The 23,577-nt window shown below is 34.7% G+C and carries 21 protein-coding genes and 3 pseudogenes; 22 read left to right on the forward strand and 2 right to left on the reverse strand.

Translation table 11 applies throughout. The annotated features are described in order from the left end of the window. Together AC1DJR_RS01645 and AC1DJR_RS01650 are read left to right on the forward strand one after the other, a co-directional pair. Positions 1-363, forward strand: a 363-nt coding sequence (locus AC1DJR_RS01645; protein ID WP_477001907.1) for a sensor histidine kinase, incomplete at its 5' end; no start/stop codon positions are given. Beyond that, positions 363-1,055: a response regulator gene (locus AC1DJR_RS01650; RefSeq protein ID WP_429687551.1), complete on the forward strand. Its 693-nt coding sequence runs from the start codon at positions 363-365 to the stop codon at positions 1,053-1,055. The genes AC1DJR_RS01645 and AC1DJR_RS01650, both read left to right, overlap by 1 nt. Positions 1,056-1,124: 69 nt before the next feature. Here the strand turns inward: AC1DJR_RS01650 and AC1DJR_RS01655 are convergent, their stop codons facing one another. Then, positions 1,125-2,429, reverse strand: coding sequence for a CitMHS family transporter (locus AC1DJR_RS01655; RefSeq protein WP_429687552.1), 1,305 nt, complete (start codon positions 2,427-2,429; stop codon positions 1,125-1,127). Between the two features lie 255 nt (positions 2,430-2,684). Between AC1DJR_RS01655 and AC1DJR_RS01660 the strand changes: the two genes are divergently transcribed. The 20 genes and pseudogenes from AC1DJR_RS01660 to AC1DJR_RS01755 all read left to right on the forward strand — a co-directional run bounded on the left by AC1DJR_RS01660 (position 2,685) and on the right by AC1DJR_RS01755 (position 22,927). Beyond that, positions 2,685-2,939, forward strand: a complete 255-nt coding sequence (locus tag AC1DJR_RS01660; protein WP_060750498.1) for a hypothetical protein — start codon at positions 2,685-2,687, stop codon at positions 2,937-2,939. Positions 2,940-3,075: 136 nt separating this feature from the next. Next, positions 3,076-3,579 (forward strand): nitrous oxide reductase accessory protein NosL, encoded by a 504-nt coding sequence (locus AC1DJR_RS01665; RefSeq protein WP_429687553.1) that lies wholly within the window; start codon positions 3,076-3,078, stop codon positions 3,577-3,579. 289 nt (positions 3,580-3,868) lie between these two features. Continuing rightward, positions 3,869-4,514, forward strand: a pseudogene (locus tag AC1DJR_RS01670) (ankyrin repeat domain-containing protein). A 170-nt stretch (positions 4,515-4,684) separates the two neighbouring features. After that, positions 4,685-5,364 (forward strand): annotated as a pseudogene (locus AC1DJR_RS01675) (GNAT family N-acetyltransferase). 307 nt (positions 5,365-5,671) lie between these two features. Then, positions 5,672-6,238, forward strand: a complete 567-nt coding sequence (locus AC1DJR_RS01680) for a glycerol-3-phosphate responsive antiterminator (RefSeq protein ID WP_477001908.1) — start codon at positions 5,672-5,674, stop codon at positions 6,236-6,238. Then, the gene (locus AC1DJR_RS01685) at positions 6,235-7,308 is read left to right on the forward strand and encodes an ABC transporter ATP-binding protein (protein ID WP_429686337.1); all 1,074 of its coding nucleotides are present in this window, start codon (positions 6,235-6,237) and stop codon (positions 7,306-7,308) included. The genes AC1DJR_RS01680 and AC1DJR_RS01685 overlap by 4 nt, the downstream gene beginning before the upstream one ends. After that, complete coding sequence (locus AC1DJR_RS01690) at positions 7,308-8,240, forward strand: carbohydrate ABC transporter permease (RefSeq protein WP_000573576.1); 933 nt, start codon at positions 7,308-7,310, stop codon at positions 8,238-8,240. The genes AC1DJR_RS01685 and AC1DJR_RS01690 overlap by 1 nt, the downstream gene beginning before the upstream one ends. Further along, entirely contained in the window at positions 8,237-9,058 is an 822-nt protein-coding gene (locus AC1DJR_RS01695; RefSeq protein ID WP_002125118.1) for a carbohydrate ABC transporter permease, read from the forward strand. Before AC1DJR_RS01690 ends, AC1DJR_RS01695 begins: the two co-directional genes overlap by 4 nt. A 27-nt stretch (positions 9,059-9,085) precedes the next feature. Beyond that, positions 9,086-10,462, forward strand: a complete 1,377-nt coding sequence (locus AC1DJR_RS01700) for an ABC transporter substrate-binding protein (protein WP_002029681.1) — start codon at positions 9,086-9,088, stop codon at positions 10,460-10,462. A 407-nt stretch (positions 10,463-10,869) separates the two neighbouring features. Continuing rightward, positions 10,870-11,574, forward strand: coding sequence for a metallophosphoesterase family protein (locus AC1DJR_RS01705; RefSeq protein ID WP_060750505.1), 705 nt, complete (start codon positions 10,870-10,872; stop codon positions 11,572-11,574). A 212-nt stretch (positions 11,575-11,786) separates the two neighbouring features. Beyond that, positions 11,787-12,458: a response regulator transcription factor gene (locus AC1DJR_RS01710; RefSeq protein WP_477001914.1), complete on the forward strand. Its 672-nt coding sequence runs from the start codon at positions 11,787-11,789 to the stop codon at positions 12,456-12,458. Positions 12,459-12,469: 11 nt separating this feature from the next. Then, the gene (locus tag AC1DJR_RS01715) at positions 12,470-13,708 is read left to right on the forward strand and encodes a sensor histidine kinase (RefSeq protein WP_477001909.1); all 1,239 of its coding nucleotides are present in this window, start codon (positions 12,470-12,472) and stop codon (positions 13,706-13,708) included. A gap of 232 nt (positions 13,709-13,940) precedes the next feature. After that, positions 13,941-14,762 (forward strand): transporter, encoded by an 822-nt coding sequence (locus tag AC1DJR_RS01720; protein WP_477001910.1) that lies wholly within the window; start codon positions 13,941-13,943, stop codon positions 14,760-14,762. 43 nt (positions 14,763-14,805) lie between these two features. Beyond that, positions 14,806-15,534: a C39 family peptidase gene (locus tag AC1DJR_RS01725; RefSeq protein ID WP_060750508.1), complete on the forward strand. Its 729-nt coding sequence runs from the start codon at positions 14,806-14,808 to the stop codon at positions 15,532-15,534. 434 nt (positions 15,535-15,968) lie between these two features. Beyond that, a pseudogene (locus AC1DJR_RS01730) lies at positions 15,969-16,871 on the forward strand (HAMP domain-containing protein); the annotation flags it as partial. 120 nt (positions 16,872-16,991) lie between these two features. Next, positions 16,992-17,810, forward strand: coding sequence for a methyl-accepting chemotaxis protein (locus AC1DJR_RS01735; RefSeq protein ID WP_477001915.1), 819 nt, complete (start codon positions 16,992-16,994; stop codon positions 17,808-17,810). A gap of 78 nt (positions 17,811-17,888) precedes the next feature. Continuing rightward, positions 17,889-19,487, forward strand: a complete 1,599-nt coding sequence (locus tag AC1DJR_RS01740; RefSeq protein ID WP_477001911.1) for a sensor histidine kinase — start codon at positions 17,889-17,891, stop codon at positions 19,485-19,487. A gap of 1 nt (position 19,488) precedes the next feature. Further along, a complete protein-coding gene (locus tag AC1DJR_RS01745) occupies positions 19,489-20,196 on the forward strand; it encodes a response regulator (RefSeq protein WP_060750776.1) in 708 nt (235 codons plus the stop codon). Positions 20,197-20,318: 122 nt separating this feature from the next. Beyond that, a complete protein-coding gene (locus AC1DJR_RS01750) occupies positions 20,319-21,665 on the forward strand; it encodes a 2-hydroxycarboxylate transporter family protein (RefSeq protein ID WP_477001912.1) in 1,347 nt (448 codons plus the stop codon). Between the two features lie 59 nt (positions 21,666-21,724). Further along, complete coding sequence (locus tag AC1DJR_RS01755) at positions 21,725-22,927, forward strand: NAD(P)-dependent malic enzyme (RefSeq protein WP_477001913.1); 1,203 nt, start codon at positions 21,725-21,727, stop codon at positions 22,925-22,927. Between the two features lie 67 nt (positions 22,928-22,994). On the opposite strand, the gene AC1DJR_RS01760 is transcribed toward AC1DJR_RS01755, so the two are convergent. Further along, the gene (locus tag AC1DJR_RS01760; protein WP_002029695.1) at positions 22,995-23,519 is read right to left on the reverse strand and encodes a DUF4871 domain-containing protein; all 525 of its coding nucleotides are present in this window, start codon (positions 23,517-23,519) and stop codon (positions 22,995-22,997) included. Positions 23,520-23,577 lie beyond the last annotated feature (58 nt).

A 23,577-nucleotide genomic window follows, 5' to 3' on the forward strand; every position in this document is an offset into this window, starting at 1 on the left:
GAGTTAAGTCCGCATATTGAGAGTAATTACGTTGTTTCTATTTTAGGGAATTTGATTACGAATGCATTTGAAGCAATTGAAAGAAATCACGAGCATAATAAGAAAGTAAGAATGTTTGTAACAGACATTGGCGAAGAAATATTAATTGAAGTGGAAGATTCAGGACAAGGTGTTCATGATGAAATAATTACAAGCATATTCTATAAAGGTTTTTCGACGAAGGCGGGCGAAAAACGTGGATATGGATTAGCGAAAGTGAAAGAGTTAGTGGAAGATTTAAATGGAAGTATTGCGATTGAAAAAGGGGATTTAGGTGGTGCTTTATTTATCATTGCATTACCGAAAGAGAGAGGCGAATTGTAATGAATGAGGGGATTGAAGTATTGATTGTAGAAGATGATATTCGGATTGCGGAAATTCATCGTCGTTTTACTGAAAAAATTGAGGGGTTTAAAGTAATTGGAACAGCAACGACTGGGGAACAGGCGAAAGAATGGCTAGAGTTTGTAAAGCCACAACTCGTTTTATTAGATGTATATTTACCTGACATGCAAGGGACAGAACTCGTCACATATATTAGGCATAATTTGCATGATACAGATATTATTATGATTACAGCCGCATCAGAGACGGATGTAGTGCGGCATGCCTTACGAGGCGGAGTAACAGATTATATTGTAAAGCCACTTACATTTGATAGGTTTAAAACAAGTTTAGAAAATTATCAAAAGAAGATTACGAAGTTAAAGAAAAATGCTCAATTATCTTCAGAACAGATTGAACATCTATGGTCCCAAAGAGGGGTGCAGGCAAATCCAATAGAATATGCGCCAAAAGGAATTGATCCTTTAACGTTAGCAAAAATAAAAAAGCATATGCTAACTATTAATGAAGAGGGAATTACTGCAGAGATACTAAGTTCAATGGTAGGTGTAAGCCGATCAACTGCTAGGCGCTATTTAGAGTATTTGATCTCTGGAAAGAAAGTGCATGCGGAGCTCATATATGGAAGTGTGGGAAGGCCAGAAAGAAGGTATTTCCGCGTTTCTTCATAGGGGATTTTTACAACAATAAAAACAGTAGAGGATTATTACATTTCCTCTACTGTTTTTTCTAGTTTCATCTTATATTGGAATAATTCCAATTACAATTCCAGTAATCAACATAACCATTGTCGTTCCAACAGCCCAAAGTAAAGTGAATCGTTGGTGTTCACCAAAATCAACCTTGGCCATTCCGACTAATAAATAAGTGGAAGCMACGAGGGGACTCAGTAAGTGAACAGGTTGACCGAGTAACGAAGCACGTCCCATTTCTGCTGCACTAATTCCGTAAGCGGCAGCAGCTTTCGTTAAAATAGGTAATACACCGAAGTAAAAGGCATCATTAGACATGAAAAATGTGAACGGCATACTTAGTAAAGCTGTAATAATTGGAAGTTGGGGGCCAAGTGCATCTGGTATAAGAGTAACAACACTTTGAGCCATTGCATCTACCATTTTTGTTCCAGATAGAATACCTGTGAAAATTCCAGCAGCAAAGACGAGAGAAACAACCGCTAATACGTTTCCAGCGTGAGACGCAATACGCTCTTTTTGYTGTTCCAAGCTTGGATAATTAATCATCACCGCAATAGCAAAAGCGACTGTAAATAACACAGGTAACGGCATAATTTCTAGTATGAGACAGACGAGTAGGGCAACAGTTAATAAAAAGTTAATCCATAGAAGTTTAGGGCGCTTATGAACGGCAGCTTCTACTGTCGCAGCTTGCTCATCCATTGTTTGCATTTGTTTTAAATATTGTACATCCATAATCCCCAAACGTTTTCTTTCTTTTTTCCCAAGATAGTAGGCAACGAAAACTACCCAAATTGCACCAGCAATCATTCCTGGTATAAGTGGTGTGAAGAGCTCTGATGCATCAAGTCCAAGAGCACTCATAACCCGAGCAGTTGGTCCACCCCAAGGTGTAAGATTTGTCACACCTGCTCCTAACATAACAACCCCAGCTAATATAAGTGGATTCATTCCAAGACGTTTATATAGTGGATACATTGCGGAAACTGTAATCATATATGTTGTTGTTCCGTCACCATCTAATGAAACGATAATAGTAAGAATAGCTGTACCAACAACAATTTTTAAAGGATCACCTTTTACAAATTTTAAAATTTTACTAATAACAGGATCAAATAAACCGCTATCAATCATAATTCCGAAATATAAAATGGCGAACATAAGCATAATACCAGTAGGTGCTAGCTTTTGAATTCCTTCTAACATCATCGGGCCCATATTGGCATAAAAGCCACCAATTAATGCGAAAGTAATTGGAATTAATATTAATGCTACTAATGCTGACATACGTTTAGTCATAATCAAAAACATAAAGACAAATACCATTGAGAATCCGAGTAATGCTACCATGTAATCTCCCCCTCAAAAAATGATTGCGCTTTCAATATAAAACGAAAATTCAGATAAAAGGTTTTTTATTTATAATAAAAGGTTCAATTCGAATGGTAAATAATTAAAGAAATAACATCATTAGAAACATAATCTTTATTTTGATCATTTTGTTCATGAGGTAATTTTGAATTTTTAAAAAGATAAATGCCTTCGTACAAGAATGGTAGAATAAGGTGAAAACGAGAAGCGCGTGAAGTAGGGAGTAGATTTTGAATGGAAACAAGAATAGAAGAGATTTATAGTTCATGTAAAGGAAAAGTAGAGGAGATTTTTATTAATGAATCCTCTTACGTATATGAATGGGAAAAATTAATGATGATTCGAAAGTACGATGGTGAGCTTGAGAAAATCGGGGTAGGGATCAGTGGAAATATAAGATTAGTAAATGTAGAAGTTGGACAGGAAATTGATACGGATACATTATTAGTTAAGTTAGAAGATGATTTATTAATTACTGGTTGTGAATGATGAGAGATGTGTAGAAGTAACTGCACATCTCTTTTTTGTTCCATATATTACAAAAAGAACATTGTTTTTTCACAAATCTCACACAACCTTTTGGTATTCTTTTCGTGGAGTATACGGTTTCTAGGGAGGAATATTGATGAAAGTAAAATATGTCGTACTTGCTATATGTTTATGTTTCATATTTACGATAGTAGGATGTGGGAAAAAAGAACTAACAGCTGTTGCGATTAATGAGAAAAATGATAAGTGTGACATTTGCCAAATTGGGGTAATCGATAATCAATTCGCAACCGAAATTATTTTAGAAAATGGAAAAGCATTAAAGTTTGATGATATTGGTTGCATGTATAAATGGATGGAGATCAATTCAGGTGAAAAGACGAAAGAAAAATTTGTTCGAGATTATGATTCGAAAGATTGGGTTTCGTTGGAAGATGCTACTTACGTATATGATAAAACAATAACGACACCGATGGCTTATAATGTCATTTCATTTAAAAATAAAAAAGATGCAGAGAGTTTTGTATCTAACTATAAGGGGAAAGTTCTTTCGTATAAAGAGCTAGCAGAGCATAAATGGGAAATGAATAAAGAGATGATGGGGAAACCGAAAACAGGGAATCACGGTGGGCACCATTAATAATAGAAAAAGACAACTATATAGTTGTCTTTTTCTATTATTACTCAGGTGCAAATATAGAAAAGGTGTAAAATTTTTAGAAGAACGGTTACAATGGAATATAGTAACCTAAAGCAATCATTTATGTACTTTTTAGAAATGTATACAAATGCGGTAAAAACGTGCTAAACTAATTGCTTCATAATGTTAATGATGAGGCCATCAGGCGTATCATTCCAATAGGTTGAGAAACATAGTATAAGTTTAAGATAATCCGATTAAAGAAGGAATCTAAAGGGCTTATGGATAAATGTACTCAAGAAGAGTTATTGTATGTGATGGAGGAATGGTTAAGAAAACATTATCTTTCATAGGAGCTGTAGTTGTGAGAAAACAAAAAATTTTATTATGTATGTTATTAGGACTTTTAATGACGGTAGTGGCTTGCGATAAGCAAGARGAGCCAGAATCAAAACCGGTTCATGTGAAAAACGGCGGGTGCTGATATTGAAATTCAAGACGAAAAACAAAGTAATCCATTTCTTTATGCAAGTAGAGAAGGATATACGGATATTGTAAAAGTATTAATTAATGCAGGAGTTAATACGAAGGAAACGACTAAGTCAGGTGGAACAGCACTTATTTCTGCATCTGAGCGTGGCCATGTAGAGGTTGTTAAAGAATTATTAGAGCATACAGATATTGATGTGAATTATAAGAATGAACGTGGTGGAACAGCTTTATTAGAAGCAATTGTATTAGGAAATGGTAGTGAAAGTCATAAGAAAGTAATTCAAATGCTTATTGACCACGGGGCAGATGTAAATATGGCCAATAAGGAAAATATTACGCCGCTGCAATATGCTGAAAAAAGAGGTTTTAAAGATATTACGAATATGTTGAGGATAGCTGGAGCGAATGAAGTAGTACAGCCGCAACCACAACTGGCGGAATAACAAGCTGAAGAAATAAAAAGCACGAAATAATCCCATTTAGATAGACAGAATGAAGAAGTCATTTTAGTATGATGGATTCAGTAATGTGTATTTAAATGGGATTTTTGTTTTGAAAAAATGGATGGATGCTATATCGAGAAGGCYACAAATAGTAATTAAGGAGGGTATAAATGCGATTTTCAGAACTTGAGTTAATAGCAATTCAGGCAGARGTTTTATTTGTTCATAATCAAGTAGAAGAATAAAGAGTGTAAATGAAAATGGAAATCTGAAAGCRCCRCGTTTTTTTCTTRGCMGAACTCGTGAAGGGAATATAACGAGRTATCATTATAACCTGGATAGTGAAATGATAAGTAAGATTGAGAAATTAATTCGAGAACGCTCAAATCACATAGAGGTAGCAAAGATCATTAAAGTATTAAATGAAGAGAGAACGGTGGAGAATATTTGGATGGGTCCTGCTTTCATGTTCCCTAATAATTTACATAAGCCAACTAGAACAATACAAATAACAGAGAAGAATAAAGAGCTTTTACGAGAAAATTTTTCTAATCTAATAGAACAGATGGAATGGAGGCAACCTTATTTTGCAATTGTAAAAAATGAAAAGGTAGTTTCTATATGTTGCAGTGCCAGAAGTACGCCCGTAGCTGCTGAGGCAAGTGTGGAAACTTTAGTGGAGTTTCAAGGGAATGGATATGGTGCTGATGTTGTTGCAGCCTGGGCACTATCAATACAAGAGGAAAAACGCATTCCGCTTTATAGTACTTCTTGGGATAACTTTGCTTCGCAAGCAGTGGCGAGAAAGCTAGAATTGATTAATTATGGAATGAATTTGCATATCACTTAAATTTTAAACACAGTTGTTTGCTGTTGGAGTTTATTCGTATATCTAGATTATTGTAAAATTAATATAGTGAATATTAACATTCGATTAACACCTAATTAACAATTTATCAAAACTGACTTAATAAATGCGTAATATAGTAAAGATAACAAAATAACTAGGGTAGAGAACATTTGAGAACACCCACTTACATATAACGTGCCACTTTCTTAAGTGTGCTCTATTCCCTAGAGTTCAAATAAGGAGAAAGGTGTTCTATGTAAGTAGGTGTTTTTAGTTTGGATAAAAATAGAAAAGCTAGGTGGAATGAATGTTTAAAGAACCTTATATTGCGATGATAAAGGATTGGAAAGGGTATAAAACATACAAAAAATTACCGAAAACAGTTTTTCTTATGACTGGTTCAATGCTGGAGTTACCAGAGCGTGTATATKAACTACAGAAACATGGACACGATGTATTTCTTCATTGTGATTTTATACAAGGCTTAAATACGAACACAGAGGAAGCACTTTTATATATTCAAGATGTTATCGGAGCACAAGGTATTATTTCGACAAAGGGATCGACAATTCGAAATGCCAATAAAATTGGATTGAAAACGATTCAACGCATTTTTATTGTTGATACTTTATCTCTTACAAAATCAATTGAAAATTGTAAAACGACTAAACCGAATGCAGTAGAGATTATGCCTGGTATTATGCCTTCTATTATTAAACAGCTAGCGGAGGAAATAAAATTTCCTATTATTGCAGGTGGGCTGATTCAAACGCGAGAGGATGCAGAAATCGCAATTCGTGCAGGAGCAAGTGCAATTTCAACGAGTCATTATGAAGTGTGGATACAAGAAGAAAAAAGGAGTGCAACCTTGTGATTGAATTGAAAAATGTTTCAAAGGTATATAAAAATGCGGAAGAGACAGCAGTTAAAGACGTATCAGTTCATATTAAAAGAGGAGAATTTTTTGTTTTAGTTGGACCTTCGGGATGTGGAAAAAGTACATTATTACGAATGCTGGCTGGTTTAGAAGAAATTTCTTCGGGAGATTTAATTATTAATGAACATGTTGCAAATGATTTAGAGCCGAAAGACCGTAATCTATCAATGGTATTTCAAAATTATGCATTATATCCACACCTAACTGTAGAAGAAAATATTTTATTTGGACTTAAGGTAAGGAAGGTACAAAAAGAAGAGCGACAAAAGCGATTAATGGAAGCTATTGAAATGGTAGGACTGAAAGAGTATGTGAAAATGAAACCGGGCCAATTATCAGGCGGGCAAAGACAGCGTGTTGCACTTGCTAGGGCCATCGTCAGTCAAGCACCGATTTGTTTAATGGATGAACCACTTTCGAATTTAGATGCGAAATTACGTGCACAGATGAGGATTGAAATTAGAGAAATTCAGCAACGATTAGGAATTACGATGATTTACGTTACTCACGATCAAATAGAAGCGATGACTATGGGAGATCGTATTATGGTTTTAAATAAAGGAAGTATACAACAAGTTGGAACACCTCTTGATATATACAACGAACCAGCAAACGAATTTGTTGCAAGTTTTATAGGTTCTCCTTCTATGAATATAAATGATGGGGAAGTGGATAAAGAAAAAGGCATATTACATATAGGGCAATTGCAAATCCAATTATCTATTGGACAGCTAAAGCAATTACCAGAAAGAACTATTCGAATAGGTATGCGTCCTGAGCATATTGCACTGTCTGAGGAAGGACAAGAAGTGACGCTGCAATCTGTAGAAGTATTAGGGAATGAATCTATATTAAACTTTGCGGTAAATGGAACAACTTGGAGTGCGAAAGTCATCGGACAGTTACTCCTGAACAAAGGTGACAAAGTAAAATTATTATTCTCGCAAGAAAAACTATGCTTCTTTCACCAAAATACGAATGAACGATTAAAAGTGGTGGCGAAATAATGATTGAAGTAGGTAAGTTACCAGTTCAAACAACAGTGTCAAAAAAGAAGAGTTTATGGGGCAGAACGAAAGATTTAAGAATAGGATTATTGTTTTTGGCGCCATCTATTTTGTTATTTTCAATTTTTCTTTTCTATCCATTGTTTAGGACGATCTACTATAGCTTTTATTTAACAGATATACACGGAGAAGCTAATCTTTTCGTTGGCTTAGAAAATTATCAATATTTATTTTCGGATCCTGCTTTCTACAAAAGTATAAAGTCAACTTTATTATTTGTTTTATATACAGTGCCTACTAGCATTGTATTCGCCTTATTTCTTGCATTAATTGCAAATGAAAAAGTAAGAGGGATCGGGTTATTCCGAGTACTGTTTTCTTCAACGATGGGAATATCAGTAGCTGCTAGTGCAGTGATTTGGCTATTTTTATTTCATCCAAGTGTAGGGTTATTTAATAATATATTAGCCTCTATGAATCTTCCTGCAATCGCATGGTTAACGAGTCCAGAATGGGCACTGTTTTCTGTATCGGTTACAACGGTTTGGGTGAATACAGGATTTGCATTTTTAGTTATATTAGGTGGTTTACAAAATATTGATACGTCTTTATATGAGAGTGCATCTATAGATGGTGCYAGTTATTTRTATAAGCTTCGCCGCGTYACATTACCGATGCTRTCACCAACTTTATTYTTTATCGTGACAGTAACGTTAATTAGTGCGTTCCAAAGCTTTGGACAAATTGATATTTTAACGCACGGTGGACCRAATGATGCAACGAATTTAATTGTGTAYTCRATTTATAAAGARGCATTTGTGAATCATCAATTTGGAACAGCAAGTGCACAAGCAATGGTATTATTTATTTTCATTTTTATTGCTACATTGATTCAATTCAAGTTTGCTGAGAGAAAGGTGCATTATAAATGATCGTTAAACAGTGGAAACAAAATTTCCTATTATACATGCTGCTCATTATTAGTGCAGTAATGGTGTTTTTTCCTGTACTGTATGCGTTTTTAATAAGCTTTATGACACCAGACGATATTCAAATGAGAAGGTTATTTCCAACTCAATTTACTTTTGATAATTTCATTAATATTTTTCAAAAAGTACCTCTTTTTACATACTTATATAACAGTTTAATTGTATCGACAGTTGTTATGCTTGGACAACTTATCGTATCCAGTTTAGCAGCTTATGCTTTTGTTTTTCTTCAGTTTAAAGGTAGAAACTTAATTTTCTTCTTGTTTATTTCAACAATGCTTATTCCGTGGGAAGCAACGATGGTACCGAACTTTTTAACGATTCAAAACTTCGGATGGATTAATAGTTTTGCTGGGATGACAGTGCCATTCTTTGCAACAGCTTTTGGTATTTTCTTACTACGTCAACATTTTATGACACTTCCGAATGAACTGAAAGAAGCTGCTTTTATTGAAGGGATTGGAAATGTAAGGTTTTTATTCAGTGTTGTAATTCCGTATTGTAAAACGAGTTTTATTACGCTTGGAGTATATAGCTTTTTAACAACGTGGAATATGTATTTGTGGCCGCTCTTAGTAACCACTGATGAAAAAGTAAGAACGGTTCAAATTGGTGTAAAGCAGCTTCAATCTCAAGAAGTTGCAACTGATTGGGGCAGTGTAATGGCCGGTGTTACGGTTATCGTCATTCCAACGTTGATTTTACTATTTTTAGGGCAAAAGCAATTACAAAAAGGATTAACAAAAGGTGCAATTAAATAAGCATACATAGGAAAAGGTGGGATTGAGATGAGTTTATTGAAAAAAAGTGCTGCTCTTTTAATGGCAGCCACAATGGCATTAACCGGCGCAGCTTGTTCAAATAGTAAAACAGAGGGRAAACCTGAAGCACAGGCAAAAGTAGCTCCTGTTGAAAAGAATGGTGATAAAACTGTAATCCGTTTCTGGCATGCAATGGGTGGAAAAACACAAGGTGTACTAGATGGGCTTGTTGCAGACTATAATAAGTCGCAGAATAAATACGAGATAAAGGCAGAGTTCCAAGGAACATACGAAGAGTCTTTAACGAAATTTAAAACGATGTCTGCAACGAAAGAAGCGCCAGCTCTTGTTCAATCGAGTGAAATTACAACGAAGTATATGATTGATAGCAAAAAGATTACGCCTATCGATAGCTGGATTAAAAAAGATAAGTACGATACATCAAAATTAGAAAAAGCAATTACGAACTATTATTCAGTTGATGAAAAAATGTATTCTATGCCGTTTAATTCATCTACACCAGTATTAATTTATAATAAGGATGCTTTCGCGAAGGCTGGATTAGATCCAGAGAAAGCTCCGCAAACATATGATGAGTTAAAAGAAGCGGCGAAAAAGTTAACGATTAAAGAAGGCGGAAATGTAAAGCAGTATGGATTTTCAATGCTGAATTATGGTTGGTTCTTTGAAGAGTTGTTAGCGACACAAGGTGCTTTATATGTAGACAACGAAAACGGCCGTAAAGATGCTGCAAAGAAAGCGGTATTTAACGGAAAAGAAGGTCAAAAAGTATTTGGGATGTTAGATGAATTAAATAAAGCTGGTGCACTTGGAAAGTATGGAGCAAGTTGGGATGATATTCGTGCTGCGTTCCAGTCTGGACAAGTTGCTATGTATTTAGATTCTTCAGCTGGTGTTCGTGATTTAATTGATGCATCTAAGTTTAATGTAGGCGTTTCGTATATTCCGTATCCAGAAGATTCGAAACAAAATGGTGTTGTTATTGGCGGTGCATCATTATGGATGACGAATATGGTTTCAGAAGAAACGCAGCAAGGTGCTTGGGACTTTATGAAATATTTAACGAAGCCAGATGTACAAGCAAAATGGCATACTGCAACAGGATATTTCTCAATTAATCCAGATGCATATAATGAGCCGTTAGTAAAAGAGCAGTATGAAAAGTATCCGCAGTTAAAAGTAACGGTAGAGCAATTACAAGCAACGAAGCAATCTCCAGCAACTCAAGGTGCATTAATTAGTGTATTCCCAGAATCAAGAGATGCAGTCGTAAAAGCATTAGAAGCAATGTATGACGGGAAAAATAGTAAAGAAGCGTTAGATGAAGCTGCAAAAGCAACAGATAGAGCAATTAGTATTTCAGCTCGTACGAGTCAAAAATAAGAGAAAGCCGCATCCTTTTTCAGGATGCGGCTTTCTTTATTGGGAGATAAGGGATCAAAGAAATGATGAAGTCTTATCTCTTTTATATGAGTAAAGGGTCTAGAATGAATTTTGTCTTTTTCATTATTTGTTTAACTCCATTGCAACTTGTTTCCCATTTACGAAAACCTCTGCCACCGCTACTACAACTTCCATCACTTTTTTCATATCTCATCTCTCCTTGTTTTTTGTTTCATTTCTTACTTTTAGTATAAAGAAATATAGTAATTGCAACTATCGAATTGGATGACAAGAGACTTACATTGTTGTAAGGATAATAGTTTTAGTTTGTAATAAATGTGATTCAGAAGTTTCTGTCGTTTTGAATTATAATTAGAAAGAGAATGGTTTAGAAAGAAGGGGAAGAAATGAAGAGAATACTTGTTATTAGTGATATTCATGGAGAAATAGAAAAGTTCGAACAATTATTGGAAGAAGCTCACTACGATGCAAAACAGGATCAACTAATTTTGTTGGGGGATTATGTAGATCGTGGTCCAAATGCGCGTGCAGTAATTGAAAAGGTAAAAGAGTTAAAAGAAGCGGGAGCCCTCGTTCTAAAGGGCAATCATGAAGATATGATGATTAAGGCGTTAACGACAGATGAGGAACGTTCATGGAACCATTGGGTAAAAAGGAATGGTGGGGATAAAACGTTATATAGCTATGGATTTGTAGAAGAAGACATTGCGGTTAATGAGGAAAACTTCCAAAAACCGATTTTACAATCTCATATATTAGAGGAACATGTAACGTTTATTCAAGAATTAGATCATTACATTGAAACAGAAGAGTATATCTTTGTACATGCTGGTGTTGAGCCGATGAAYCGAGTTTCTGAATCWGAACCATATACATTAATGTGGATCCGTAATGAATTTCATAATGGATATAGCGGCGAAAAGGTTGTTGTATTTGGCCATACGGAAACAAAAACGCTTCATGGTAGTGAGAATTGCGGAGTGTATTTTGGTAGTAATCGTATTATTGGAATTGATGGCGGGGCTGTGTATGGTGGTCAGTTAAATTGTTTGGAGTTGCCAAGTAAAAAGGTATATGTAGTAAAAAATTGAAAGAGATAAGAGGAATCTTATTTCTTTCAATTTTTTATTAAGCAAAATTTAAGAAAGAGCCTTTATAATAAAGGTTCAAAATTTTATATCGAGCAAAACTTTAGAAGGAAATAGTTGAAAATGAAATTACATAATATGATTACATTATTTCGTTATGAAGAGAAGAGATGCAATAATAAAGAGAGTTGAAATAGATTGTGGAAGGTGAGAATATGCGCTTACTTGTAGTAGAAGATAATGCCTCGTTATTAGAGTCTATCGTACAAATTTTACGYGATGAATTTGAAGTGGATACRGCAWTGAATGGRGAAGACGGCTTGTTTTTGGCGCTGCAAAACATTTATGATGCMATTTTGCTTGATGTGATGATGCCAGAAATGGACGGATTTGAAGTGATTCAAAAAATACGTGATGAAAAGATTGAAACRCCAGTCCTGTTTTTGACAGCGAGGGATTCTTTAGAAGATCGAGTGAAAGGRTTGGACTTTGGTGGAGATGATTATATTGTTAAACCGTTTCAGGCCCCTGAATTAAAAGCGAGAATTCGTGCATTACTACGCAGAAGTGGTAGTTTAACAACACAGCAGACTATTCGCTATAAAGGGATTGAATTGTTCGGAAAAGATAAAGACATTCAAGTAGATGGACAAGGTATTAAGCTGACATTAAAACAATATGAGCTACTAGAGTATCTCATTCAAAATAGCGGAAAGATTTTAATGCGTGAACAAATTTTTGATCGTGTTTGGGGATTTGATTCTGATACGACAGTAGCAATTGTAGAAGTGTATGTACATCATTTACGTAAAAAATTAGAACCATTCGGTTATCAGAAAGATATTCAAACCGTTCGTGGTATTGGATATATATTAAAAGAACAATGAGAAAGGGAAGCATGTTTCAAAAGACACGTATTCGTCTAACTATATTGAATTCGTTAGTATTTATCCTATTAATAGGTGTATTAGGTAGTATTATTTATTCGTACACATACAAGCGTACTTATAATGAAGTGGATCAATCTATAAAAATGATAACTCAGTATAGAGAAAAATTTGATGTTAAAATGCCACCACCAAGAAAACGTATAGAGAATATCAAAATTCGAGACCCACGGATAACTATAATAACTTGGAATGGAAAAATAGTGGAGATAGAAGGCGATAACCATAAATTTCGCTCTAACTTTGAAGGGGATTTGGAAAAGTTTTCTCCAAAAAAGGTAGGGGATTTGCAAGATATTGAAGTGCAAGGACGATATTTTRGAACGTTTGCGTTTCAAGAAGATGGAAAAATAGTTCAAATTGTACGTGATACAACAGCTGAAGAAGAAATGTTAAATACTTTATTTTTAATTCTCATAATAGGTTGTAGCATAGGCAGTCTATGTGCAATAGGTATCGGTTTTTTCCTAGCTGGCAGGGCACTCATACCTATTCAAAATTCATGGGAGAAACAGCAGCAATTCGTTTCCGATGCATCACATGAATTAAGAACACCGCTTGCAGTTATTCAATCAAAAACGGATGTATTATTCCAGTCCCCATCCGCTACGATAGAAGAAAAAGCCGTGGATATCTCTACAATTTCAAAAGAATGTAGGCGGCTATCGAAACTCGTTAGCAATTTATTGTTGTTAGCACGTTCGGATTCTAATCAAATTGAGATGGATAAGAAAACATTTGAACTGGATAAGTTGTTAGAAGAAATTATAAATCCATATAAAGAAATTGCCTCTTATCAAGAAAAAGCGATGATATTAAAAGTAGAACGTGATATAACGTTTATGGGTGATAGAGAGAGAATCCATCAAATGATGGTCATATTGTTAGATAATGCGATGAAGTATACGAATGAAGATGGGCATATTCAAATTGATTGCACACAAACGAGTAATTCAATTCGTATACGGGTGAAAGATAATGGGATAGGAGTTAAAGAAGAAGATATTCCAAATTTATTTAATCGTTTTTATCAAGGAGACAAAGCAAGAAGTATGTCAGAAGGAGCTGGGTTAGGTCTTTCAATCGCTAATTGGATTGTAGAAAAGCATTATGGAAAAATATCGGTAGAGAGCAAATGGGGAGAAGGAACTTGTTTTGAAGTGATTTTTCCAAAAAATCAAAGATTATAAGTGAGAAGACGACCTTGTTTTTACAAGGTCGTCTTTTTTAAGGGAAAGTTAAGGAATAACTTGTAGCATGTATTACATAATGGAAACTTGTGATGGAAAGAAAAGATGTAAGTTTTTTTGAATGAACTGGATAAATCATAAGGTTATTTCTAACAGAGATGAAGTTTATGTATAGTATAAAAAAATTTATGGGAAAGCTGGAAAAAGAAAGCGTGAGAGGGAGGAAGAAGTCTTGAAAAAGAAAATGATGACGGTATTCAYTATTGGAGTAATGAGTTTAAGTATATTAGGGGGTGCCTCCCCTTCTGGAATGACAAAAGGAAAGACAGATTACACGCAGCGTAGTAAAGAACAATTAAATGATGGGAAAATACATGCAATGCATACGGAAGAAAAAGCGGAAAAGTTAGGCATTGAAACGGATGGGAAAGAACAAATTACGTTAGAAAAAGAAATTCATGAGACCGAAGTAGGAAGAGAAGCTAATCAATTAGGTATCTCGGCAGAAGGGAAAGATGTTGGAATTCTTTCAGAAGAAATTTATGAAACAAAAGTGAGGAAAGAAGCGTTGAAACTAGGAATATCTATAGAGAATACGTCGATTGTAAGTTTAATTGATCAAATTAATAAGATTAAAATTAATAATGAAGCAGAAAAGCTTAGTGTTTCAACTGAAGGAAAAGAAATAGAAGAGATTGAGGAAGAAATCTACGGAACGAAAGTTAGAGAAGAAGCAGAAAAGCTAGGTATTGCTCAACAAGGAAAAGAGATGGAAGAGTTAGCACAAGAAGTGTACGAACAAAAAGTACAGGAAGAAGCAAAAAAATATCATATTGATTTATATGGCAAAGATATATATCAAGTATTAAGAGAAATAAATGAGCAAAAGGTAATAGAAATAGCAGATGAGCTAGGTATGGACAGAACGAATTTGAAGATTCAAGATTTAGCGGAGAAGATAAATCTTGAACAGCCTGAAAAGGGAAAAGAGCTTAAGTTTGTTCCTATGGTTCAAACAGATGCTGATGCGTTTTATTCGTATTTAACGAATTAAAAAGGGCGTGAGAGTGATACGAAAATGGAAGTGGTATATATGTATGGCCTTACTATGTATAGGGGTATGGGGTGCATATACAAATGGAATTACAAAGTATGTAGAGAAAGTAAAGGGGTTACTATTTTCAAGTGTACAAAGTCAAAAACGAATAGAGTTTAGTAATAACGATGAAAAAGTCATGTTATCAAATGTGCCTTTAATTCAGCAATTACCAGAGTTAGATAGAGGCTGCGAAGTAACAAGTTTAGCGATGATGTTACAATACGCAGGTGTTTCTGTAGATAAGATGAAATTAGCAAATGAAATAAAAAAAGTTAATTTTATGGAAGATGGTGTACGTGGGAATCCGAATGAAGGATTTGTAGGGAATATTTATACCTTTTCTGAATCCGGATACGGTGTATATCAYGGACCACTTTTTCARTTAGCAAAAAAATATTTACCGAATAAAGCTGTGGACTTAACAGGGAAGAGTATAGAAGAAATTTATATGAGTGTAAAAGCAGGGCACCCGGTAGTCATGATTACGAATGCAACATATGCTCCTTTAGATGAAGCTGAATTTACTACATGGGAAACAAATAGTGGGGATGTTTCTATTACGTATAATGAACATTGTGTTGTACTTGTTGGGTACGATAAGGAATCTGTATATATTCGAGATCCCCTCGATGATAGCTTAGATGTAAAAGTGCCAAGAGGAAAATTTGAACAGGCATGGGTGCAGATGGGGAGTCAGGCAATTAGCTATGTAAATAACTCCAAATAAATTAGGAAGAAGAGCATGAACTATATAACTATAAGGTGAAGGATAAAGATTTAAGGAATTGTAAGAGAAGTTTTGCAGATTTTTTTGAAGAGAAGCTGTTAAAAAACAAGAGAACTTTAGCTTATTATATATGCTAAAGTTCTCTTGTTTTTTAGGATTAAAATGTTTAGGAGAAGTGGATATGTAAAAATGCATAATTGACGAAAAGATTACATGTTATCATTATATATTGTTTTATATATGTTGATTGTATAAAATTACACAAGTGTTCTATTACATAAAGGAGGCTTATTATGCAAAATATATTTAACTGGGTTAAAAGTATGAGTATCAAGAAAAAATTAATCATTTCATTTTTTATTATTTTAACTATACCAGGACTTATTATCGGTGGTGTTTCATATCAAACTGCCAAAACAAATTTTGAACATCAAATGACCGATAAAGCAAAGGAGAATATTTCAGTTTTAAATACTGTTATTTCTCAAAATATAGAAGAGAAATTTGTTGATGCGACGTACTTTGCAGACATCTTAACAGAGGATACATATCCAAACGGACAAGAAGAAATAGTAAGAACGAAGTTAGCGCAATATATAAAACTTCATCCAGAAGTAGAAGGTATTTATATTGGAACACAGGCGGGAAAGTTTATAAGAGAACCATTTATCCAAATGGCTGATGGGTATAATCCAACAGATAGATCTTGGTATAAAGAAGCACATGAAAATAAAGGGAAAGTAATTGTTACTGCACCATATCAATCAGCATCTACTAAAAATATGGTAGTGACAATTGCTAAAGAAGTAAAAGATGGTAAAGGTGTTATAGGAATTAACTTAAATTTAGATAACATCTTAAAAATTTCCAAAATGATTAACATTGGTGAAAAAGGTTATGCAGTTATTTTAGATCAAAATAAGCAAATTGTTAGTCATCCGTCTAGAAAACCAGGTGCAAAAGTTACTGATCCGTGGATTAAACCAATTTATGAAGAAAAACAAGGAAATGTGTCTTATACAGAACAAGSTGATAAAAAGAATTTAACCTTTGAAACAAATGAGAAAACAGGATGGAAAGTAGTTGGAGTTATGTTCGACGAAGAAATTACCCAAGCTGCGAATCCAGTGTTTTATAARACTTTGATTGTCATTGCTATCGCTATTGYATTTGGTAGTGTAYTAATTTATTTCATTACAAAKTCTATTACAAGACCATTAAGAAAAATAGCTGACTCGGCACATAAAATTAGTAAGGGAGATTTGACAGAGAAAATTACAATCCATTCCAAGGATGATATAGGGAAATTAGGGAATTCATTTAATGAAATGTCTGCCTCTTTACAAGATGTGATTACTCAAATTAGTTTTTCAGCAGAACATGTCGCTGCATCGGCTGAAGAGTTAACAGCGAGCGTACAGCAAGCAAATGATGCGACAGATCAAATTACAATTGCAATGGAACAAGTATCAGGTGGGGCTGAATCACAAAGTCAAGGTGTTGAAGAAGGTGCGGCTACATTACAACAGGTAAATACAGCAATTCAAGATGTAACTGGAAGCGCGGAATCAATTTCTATCTCCTCATTACATGCGAGAGAAAGAGCTGAAGAAGGGGAAGAATTGGTTGAACAAACAGCAAAACAAATGCAGTCTATTTCTARRTCGGTATCCGAGTCAGATGCTATTATTAAACTTCTTGATGAGAAATCAAAGCAGGTAGGAGCTATTTCTGAAGCAATTCAAAMYATTGCTACTCAAACGAACTTATTAGCTTTAAATGCGGCTATTGAGGCGGCAAGAGCAGGTGAGCAGGGAAGAGGATTTGCTATTGTAGCTGATGAAGTTAGAAAATTAGCAGAGCAATCAGGAGAATCATCTGGAGAGATTGCAAATTTAATTGCAGAAATTAAGGCTGATATTGAACATACTGTTAAGGCAATGGATAATGTGAGTGGGGAAGTTCAACAAGGCTTAGATGTTGTAACAAAAACGAAAGTAAGTTTTACAGAAATTTTAAGTTCTACTACTCATATTGTTTCTCAAGTTAATCAAATGGTAGAAACAACGAAGAGAATCGCTGGAGATGCAAATGAAGTGACAAACGCTATTGATGAAATTGCAGCGGCTGCAGAAGAAAATACAGCTAGTATGCAAAGTGTTGCAGYTTCAACAGAAGAACAARTAAATTCGATGGAAGAAATTAGTTCGGCTTCGCAAAACTTAGCTGAGATGGCCGAAGAACTACAAGCAATGACTAGTAAATTTAAAGTATAATAACAGCAAATAAGTAAGGTGAAAATAATATCACCTTACTTATTTTTCTATTCAGCAATTAGGGGAGTCATTAACGGGATGAAAAAAAGAAAAAGACTATGGAATTTATGGAAAACGATTACATTGTTAGTTTGTACTGTTGTCATTTTTTCTTTACTTGTGACAGATATTTTAATCAGCCATAATGTTGAACGAACGACAGAAGAAAGCCAAGCAGAGAARGCRAAAACRATTGCACATATTGTRGCGAATGATTCGRTKGTAATCGATGGTTTRATTGGGAAAGCAGATACTTCYGCMATYCAAACGTATACAAATAGRATATTAAAAAAYACAGGTGTTCAATTTATTGTMGTTATGGACATGRATGGRATAAGAAAGTCTCATCCAAATCCTCAAAAAATAGGTCTTCATTTCGTTGGAGGGGATGAAGGAACGGTATTGAAGGGAAAGGAACACGTATCTTTAGCAGAAGGAACTTTAGGTATTTCAATGCGAGTATTCGTTCCTGTTTTTGCTGACACAGGTGAACAGCTTGGTGCGGTTGCTGTTGGTATTTCAGCTGATAATGTAAAAGAGAGAGTTAAGGAAAGTAGACATATTATTTATATAGGTGTCGGAGTTGGATTGTTAATTGGCATTATAGGAGCRATATTGCTAGCTAGACATATAAAGAARAGTYTRTTTGGTCTKGARCCGCATAGGATAGCRAAAATTCTTGAAGAAAGAAATACGATGTTGCTTTCGGTGAAGGAAGGTATTATTGCTGTAGATAAAGAGGCGAACGTAACTTTAATCAATAAAGAGGCAAAACGGTTATTTAAGAAAAGTGGACTTGAAGAAGATTTTATTGGTAAAGACGTTGAATTGTATATGCCGAATTCACGTATAAAAGAAGTGTTACAAACTGGAGAGGTACAATTAAATGAAGAACAAAATATTTATGGAATTACGATTGTTACGAATCGTGTTCCTTTATATGTAAAAGGAGAAATAGTTGGTGCGATTGCAACATTTCGTGATAAAACAGAAATCAGAAAATTGGCAGAAGAACTAACTGGTATTAGGCTATATGCAGAAGCATTGCGGGCTCAATCTCATGAATTTATGAATAAAATGCATGTCGTATTAGGGCTAACACATATGAAACAGTATGAAGAATTGCAGAAATATGTAAGTAGTATGGTATCAGAGCATCAATATGAAATTGGGGGGATTATGAAAAAAATTCAAAGCCCAGTATTTGCTGGATTTTTACTAGGTAAACTTAGTTATGCTAGAGAGAAAAATATAAATTTAATTATAAAAGAAGATTCTTACTTACCAGAAATATATGATGAACGTATCATTCATGAACTGATCACCATTGTCGGAAATTTGATTAATAATGCATTAGACGCAGTGATGAATTGTGAGAAGAARCAGGTTGAAGTTGGAATACAATATGGGGATACATTAATCATTACAGTACAAGATACGGGGAAAGGCATAAAAGAAGATGAAATTGATGCATTATTTATAAAAGGTTATTCCACAAAGGGTGATAATCGGGGGTATGGTTTGCATCTTGTAAAGGAAAGCATACAGCGAATAAATGGGRRAATTTATGTTCATTCATTGTTAGGAGCGGGAACGATAATAACGATTGAAATACCTAAAAGTAGGGATGAGAGATAAGATGATCAAAGTTTTGATTGTAGAAGATGATCCGATGGTTGCGATGTTAAATACGCATTATTTAGAGCAAGTGGGAGGATTTGAACTTGTTCATGCAGCTAAATCAGTAAAAGAGGCGATAGAAGTATTAGAGAAATCACGAGTAGATTTAGTATTACTTGATATTTTTATGCCTAAAGAGACTGGATTTGAGCTGTTAATGTATATTCGRAATCAAGAAAAAGAAATTGATATTATGATGATTTCAGCTGTRCATGATATGGTGAGTATTAAAAAGGCATTACAATATGGCGTAGTAGATTATTTAATTAAACCATTTACATTTGAACGATTTAAAGAGGCATTAACTGTATATCGAGAAAAACTTACTTTTATGAAAGAACAACAAAAAATTAGTCAATCGGAATTAGATTCATTAATTTTGCAAAAAGAAAAAAGAGAATCTTTTGTTAATAAAGAACTTCCAAAGGGATTAACGAAGCAAACATTGCAATTAATTTGGAAGAAAATCGAATCACTTAATGGACAAGCATTTACAACTGATGAAATGGCGCAATTAGTAGGGGTTTCGAGAGTTTCTATTCGAAAGTATGTAATGTTTTTGACTGAAATCGGAGTATTAGAGAATGAAATGGTGTATCAAAATGTGGGAAGACCGGTGAGTAAATTAAGGTGTATTGACCGGAATAAAATAGACTTTTACGTATAAGCGGCTTATTATAAGTCGCTTATACTTTTTTTAATTACAAAACCAATTACAAAACTTACAAAAACTATTTTTACTATTGAAAGCGTTTTAATATTGTTATTAAGAAAACAAGGGGGTGCCATATGGGAATTCAAAAAAATGTGGAAGCGGTATCATTTTCTGAAGGCAATGAATTGAAAAGTGAATCTTTCGCTTCTAAAATTATGAACGTTAAAATCGGTGTTATACCTTTACCGTTATATGTAGTATTGGCTGCTATTATTTATGGAGCATCTGTATATAATAAATTACCAGCAGATATGATTGGTGGTTTTGCAGTTATTATGATCATGGGTATTTTCTTAGGTGATATTGGAATGAGAATTCCAATATTAAAAAATATCGGTGGTCCAGCAATTCTCTCATTATTTATTCCATCGTTACTTGTATTTTTTAACTGGATGAATCCAGCTTCAATGGAAGCTGCGACTATGTTAATGAAAAAATCGAACTTTTTATATTTATATATTTCTTGTTTAGTAGTTGGAAGTATTTTGGGAATGAACCGTAAAGTGTTAGTGCAGGGTTTCGTTCGTATGTTTATTCCTTTAGTAGTAGGAACGTTAGCTTCTGTAGCAGTGGGCTTATTAGTCGGTTCACTATTTGGATTTGAAATGAAGCAGACATTTTTCTTTATCATCGTACCAATTGTGAGTGGTGGTATCGGAGAAGGGATTTTACCATTGTCGCTAGCTTATAGTGATATTTTAAATGAATCATCAGCAACGTTTGTATCACAGCTTATTCCGGCAGCTATTATTGGGAATATGTTTGCAATCGTGAGTGCAGGGTATATGAAGCGTTTAGGTGAGAAGAGACCTGAGCTTAGTGGTAATGGTGTATTAGTAAAAACAGACAATCAAGCAGATTTATTAAAGGAGCAAAATACAGAAAAACCAATTGATTTCTCATTAATGGGAGCAGGATTATTGATTGCATGTACATTCTTTATTTTCGGAGGATTCGCTTCTAAGTTTATCGGTATTCCAGGAGCAATCATTATGATTTTTTCAGCGGCAATTGTGAAGTACTTTAATCTAATGCCAGCAAAAATGGAGCAAGGAGCATTCCATTTATATAAATTCATTTCAAAGAATTTAACATGGCCATTAATGGTCGGTTTAGGATTGCTATATATTCCGTTAAAAGACGTAGCAGCAGTTCTTTCGGTAGGATATGTTGTTGTGTGCGCATCGGTTGTTCTTACAATGGTAGCGTCAGGTTTTCTTGTAGGGAAAGTGATGAAAATGTATCCAGTTGAATCAGCGATTGTAACTGGATGTCATAGTGGTTTAGGTGGAACTGGAGATGTTGCTATTTTATCAGCTTCAAATCGTATGGAATTAATGCCGTTCGCACAAATTTCAACGCGTTTAGGYGGGGCWGCAATGGTYGTAACAGCGACAATYTTATTAAMAATGTTTTCATGATCAAACAAGCTAGCTATATTCATATAGCTAGCTTGTCAAATTAAGGGGAGATTATAAGTATGTTAGAAAAWCAAATTAATGAAAGATCATTGTTATTGCATAAAGARTTAGTAGGGAAAATTGARATTACAAGTAARGTAGAAGTRAATACAGCGGACGATTTAAGTTTGACCTATACACCGGGGGTAGCAGAGTCTTGTAAAGCAATTGCAGCAGATGAAGAAACAGCTTATGACTATACAGCACGTGGTAATATGGTGGCAGTTGTTTCAGATGGAACTGCAGTACTAGGCTTAGGGAATATTGGGCCGAAAGCGGCTATGCCTGTTATGGAAGGGAAAAGTATTTTATTTAAGAAGTTCGCGAATGTAGATGCTTTCCCGTTATGTTTAGGAACGACGGATGTGGATGAAATCGTTACCCTTGTTAAAAATTTAGAGCCTACATTTGCAGGAATTAATTTAGAAGATATTGCAGCACCACGYTGYTTTGAAATTGAAARACGATTAAAAGAAGAAACGAATATTCCTGTATTTCATGATGATCARCATGGGACGGCTATTGTYGTTTTAGCAGCYGTTATTAATGCATTAAAAGTTGTAAGTAAGCAAATGGATGATGTGAAAATTGTTATTAACGGTGCGGGTTCGGCAGGAATTGCAATTGGAAAATTATTATTAAGAGCTGGAGCAAACCATATTACATTAGTAAGTTTAGAAGGTATTGTTTGTGAAGGTGAAGCGTGGATGAACGAAGCGCAAATCGAAGTTTCACAGAAGACAAATCGAGAATATGTACGTGGAACATTAAAAGAAGCGATTCATCAGGCTGATATTTTCATTGGCGTATCTGCTCCTAACGTATTAACGAAAGAACTTGTACAGACGATGAATGAGAAAGCGATTGTGTTTGCAATGGCGAATCCAATTCCAGAAATATTCCCAGAAGATGCATTAGAAGCTGGAGCTGCTGTAGTTGGAACTGGTCGTTCTGATTATTCAAATCAAGTAAATAATGTATTAGCGTTCCCTGGTATATTCCGTGGTGCATTAGACGTACGCGCGACCGATATTACAGAAGAGATGAAATTAGCAGCAGCATATGGGATCGCTAACATAATTACGGACGAAGARCGTAATGCGAATTATGTAATTCCAAATCCATTAGATAAAAGAGTTGTTCCAAGTGTTGCARAAGYRGTAGCRAAAGCAGCCATTGATTCAGGRGTGGCGCAAATTACGAAAATRCCAAGYTATAAATAGTCAAAAGCAGTGCCTTTAAGGCACTGCTTTTTTGGAGATAAGAAATCAAAATAATGAAGAAGTGTATTTACTCGGCATTAATTACAAATTGATCATAATATCTTTCATTCACATATATGTTTAATACCCATAATCCAGATGAAGGTAGTGACATTACGAGAGGGAGTTCCTTTACGGTTGTATCGACTGTATTTGAAGTAGTCCAAGTTTGTTTGGAGGTTTCTTTTTGAAAGAGTACTGGTGTTGGAGTTGTAGTTCCTTGTTTTAACGCGATAATAGATAGTTTTCCAGTTGGCATTTCAGGATCCAGGAAGAACCACATTATTTCATTTTGCTCATTTGCGATAATAGAGCTATCAGCCATTGCAATTTTTCTTTCAATGCCTTTTAACGGTATTTTTCCTTCTACGAATGATGGTGCTTCTTCCCAATTTACATCTTTTAAGACACTAAGGTGAAAAAAGGAAGGTGCGTTAATTTGAGAGGATGACGTTTCTATTACTTCTTTTTTAGGTGCTGTTGAATCGGGTTGCGATTGCGCGCAGCCAGTAATGAGGAAGGAGAAAAGTAGCATAGTTCCGATTTTTTTCATGGTGCCACACTCCTAATTTTTATTGTTAGTGTAATTGTATTTGCTAGAAGACGAGACA

This window comes from Bacillus sp. 05T31, assembly GCF_056396725.1.

Excerpts from the sequence above, each read along its gene's own strand:
- AC1DJR_RS01650 (WP_429687551.1), top strand. The coding sequence starts at position 363 with ATGAATGAGGGGATTGAAGTATTGATTGTAGAAGATGATATTCGGATT.
- AC1DJR_RS01660 (WP_060750498.1), top strand. The coding sequence starts at position 2,685 with ATGGAAACAAGAATAGAAGAGATTTATAGTTCATGTAAAGGAAAAGTA.
- AC1DJR_RS01665 (WP_429687553.1), top strand. The coding sequence starts at position 3,076 with ATGAAAGTAAAATATGTCGTACTTGCTATATGTTTATGTTTCATATTT.
- AC1DJR_RS01695 (WP_002125118.1), top strand. The coding sequence starts at position 8,237 with ATGATCGTTAAACAGTGGAAACAAAATTTCCTATTATACATGCTGCTC.
- AC1DJR_RS01760 (WP_002029695.1), bottom strand. The coding sequence starts at position 23,519 with ATGAAAAAAATCGGAACTATGCTACTTTTCTCCTTCCTCATTACTGGC.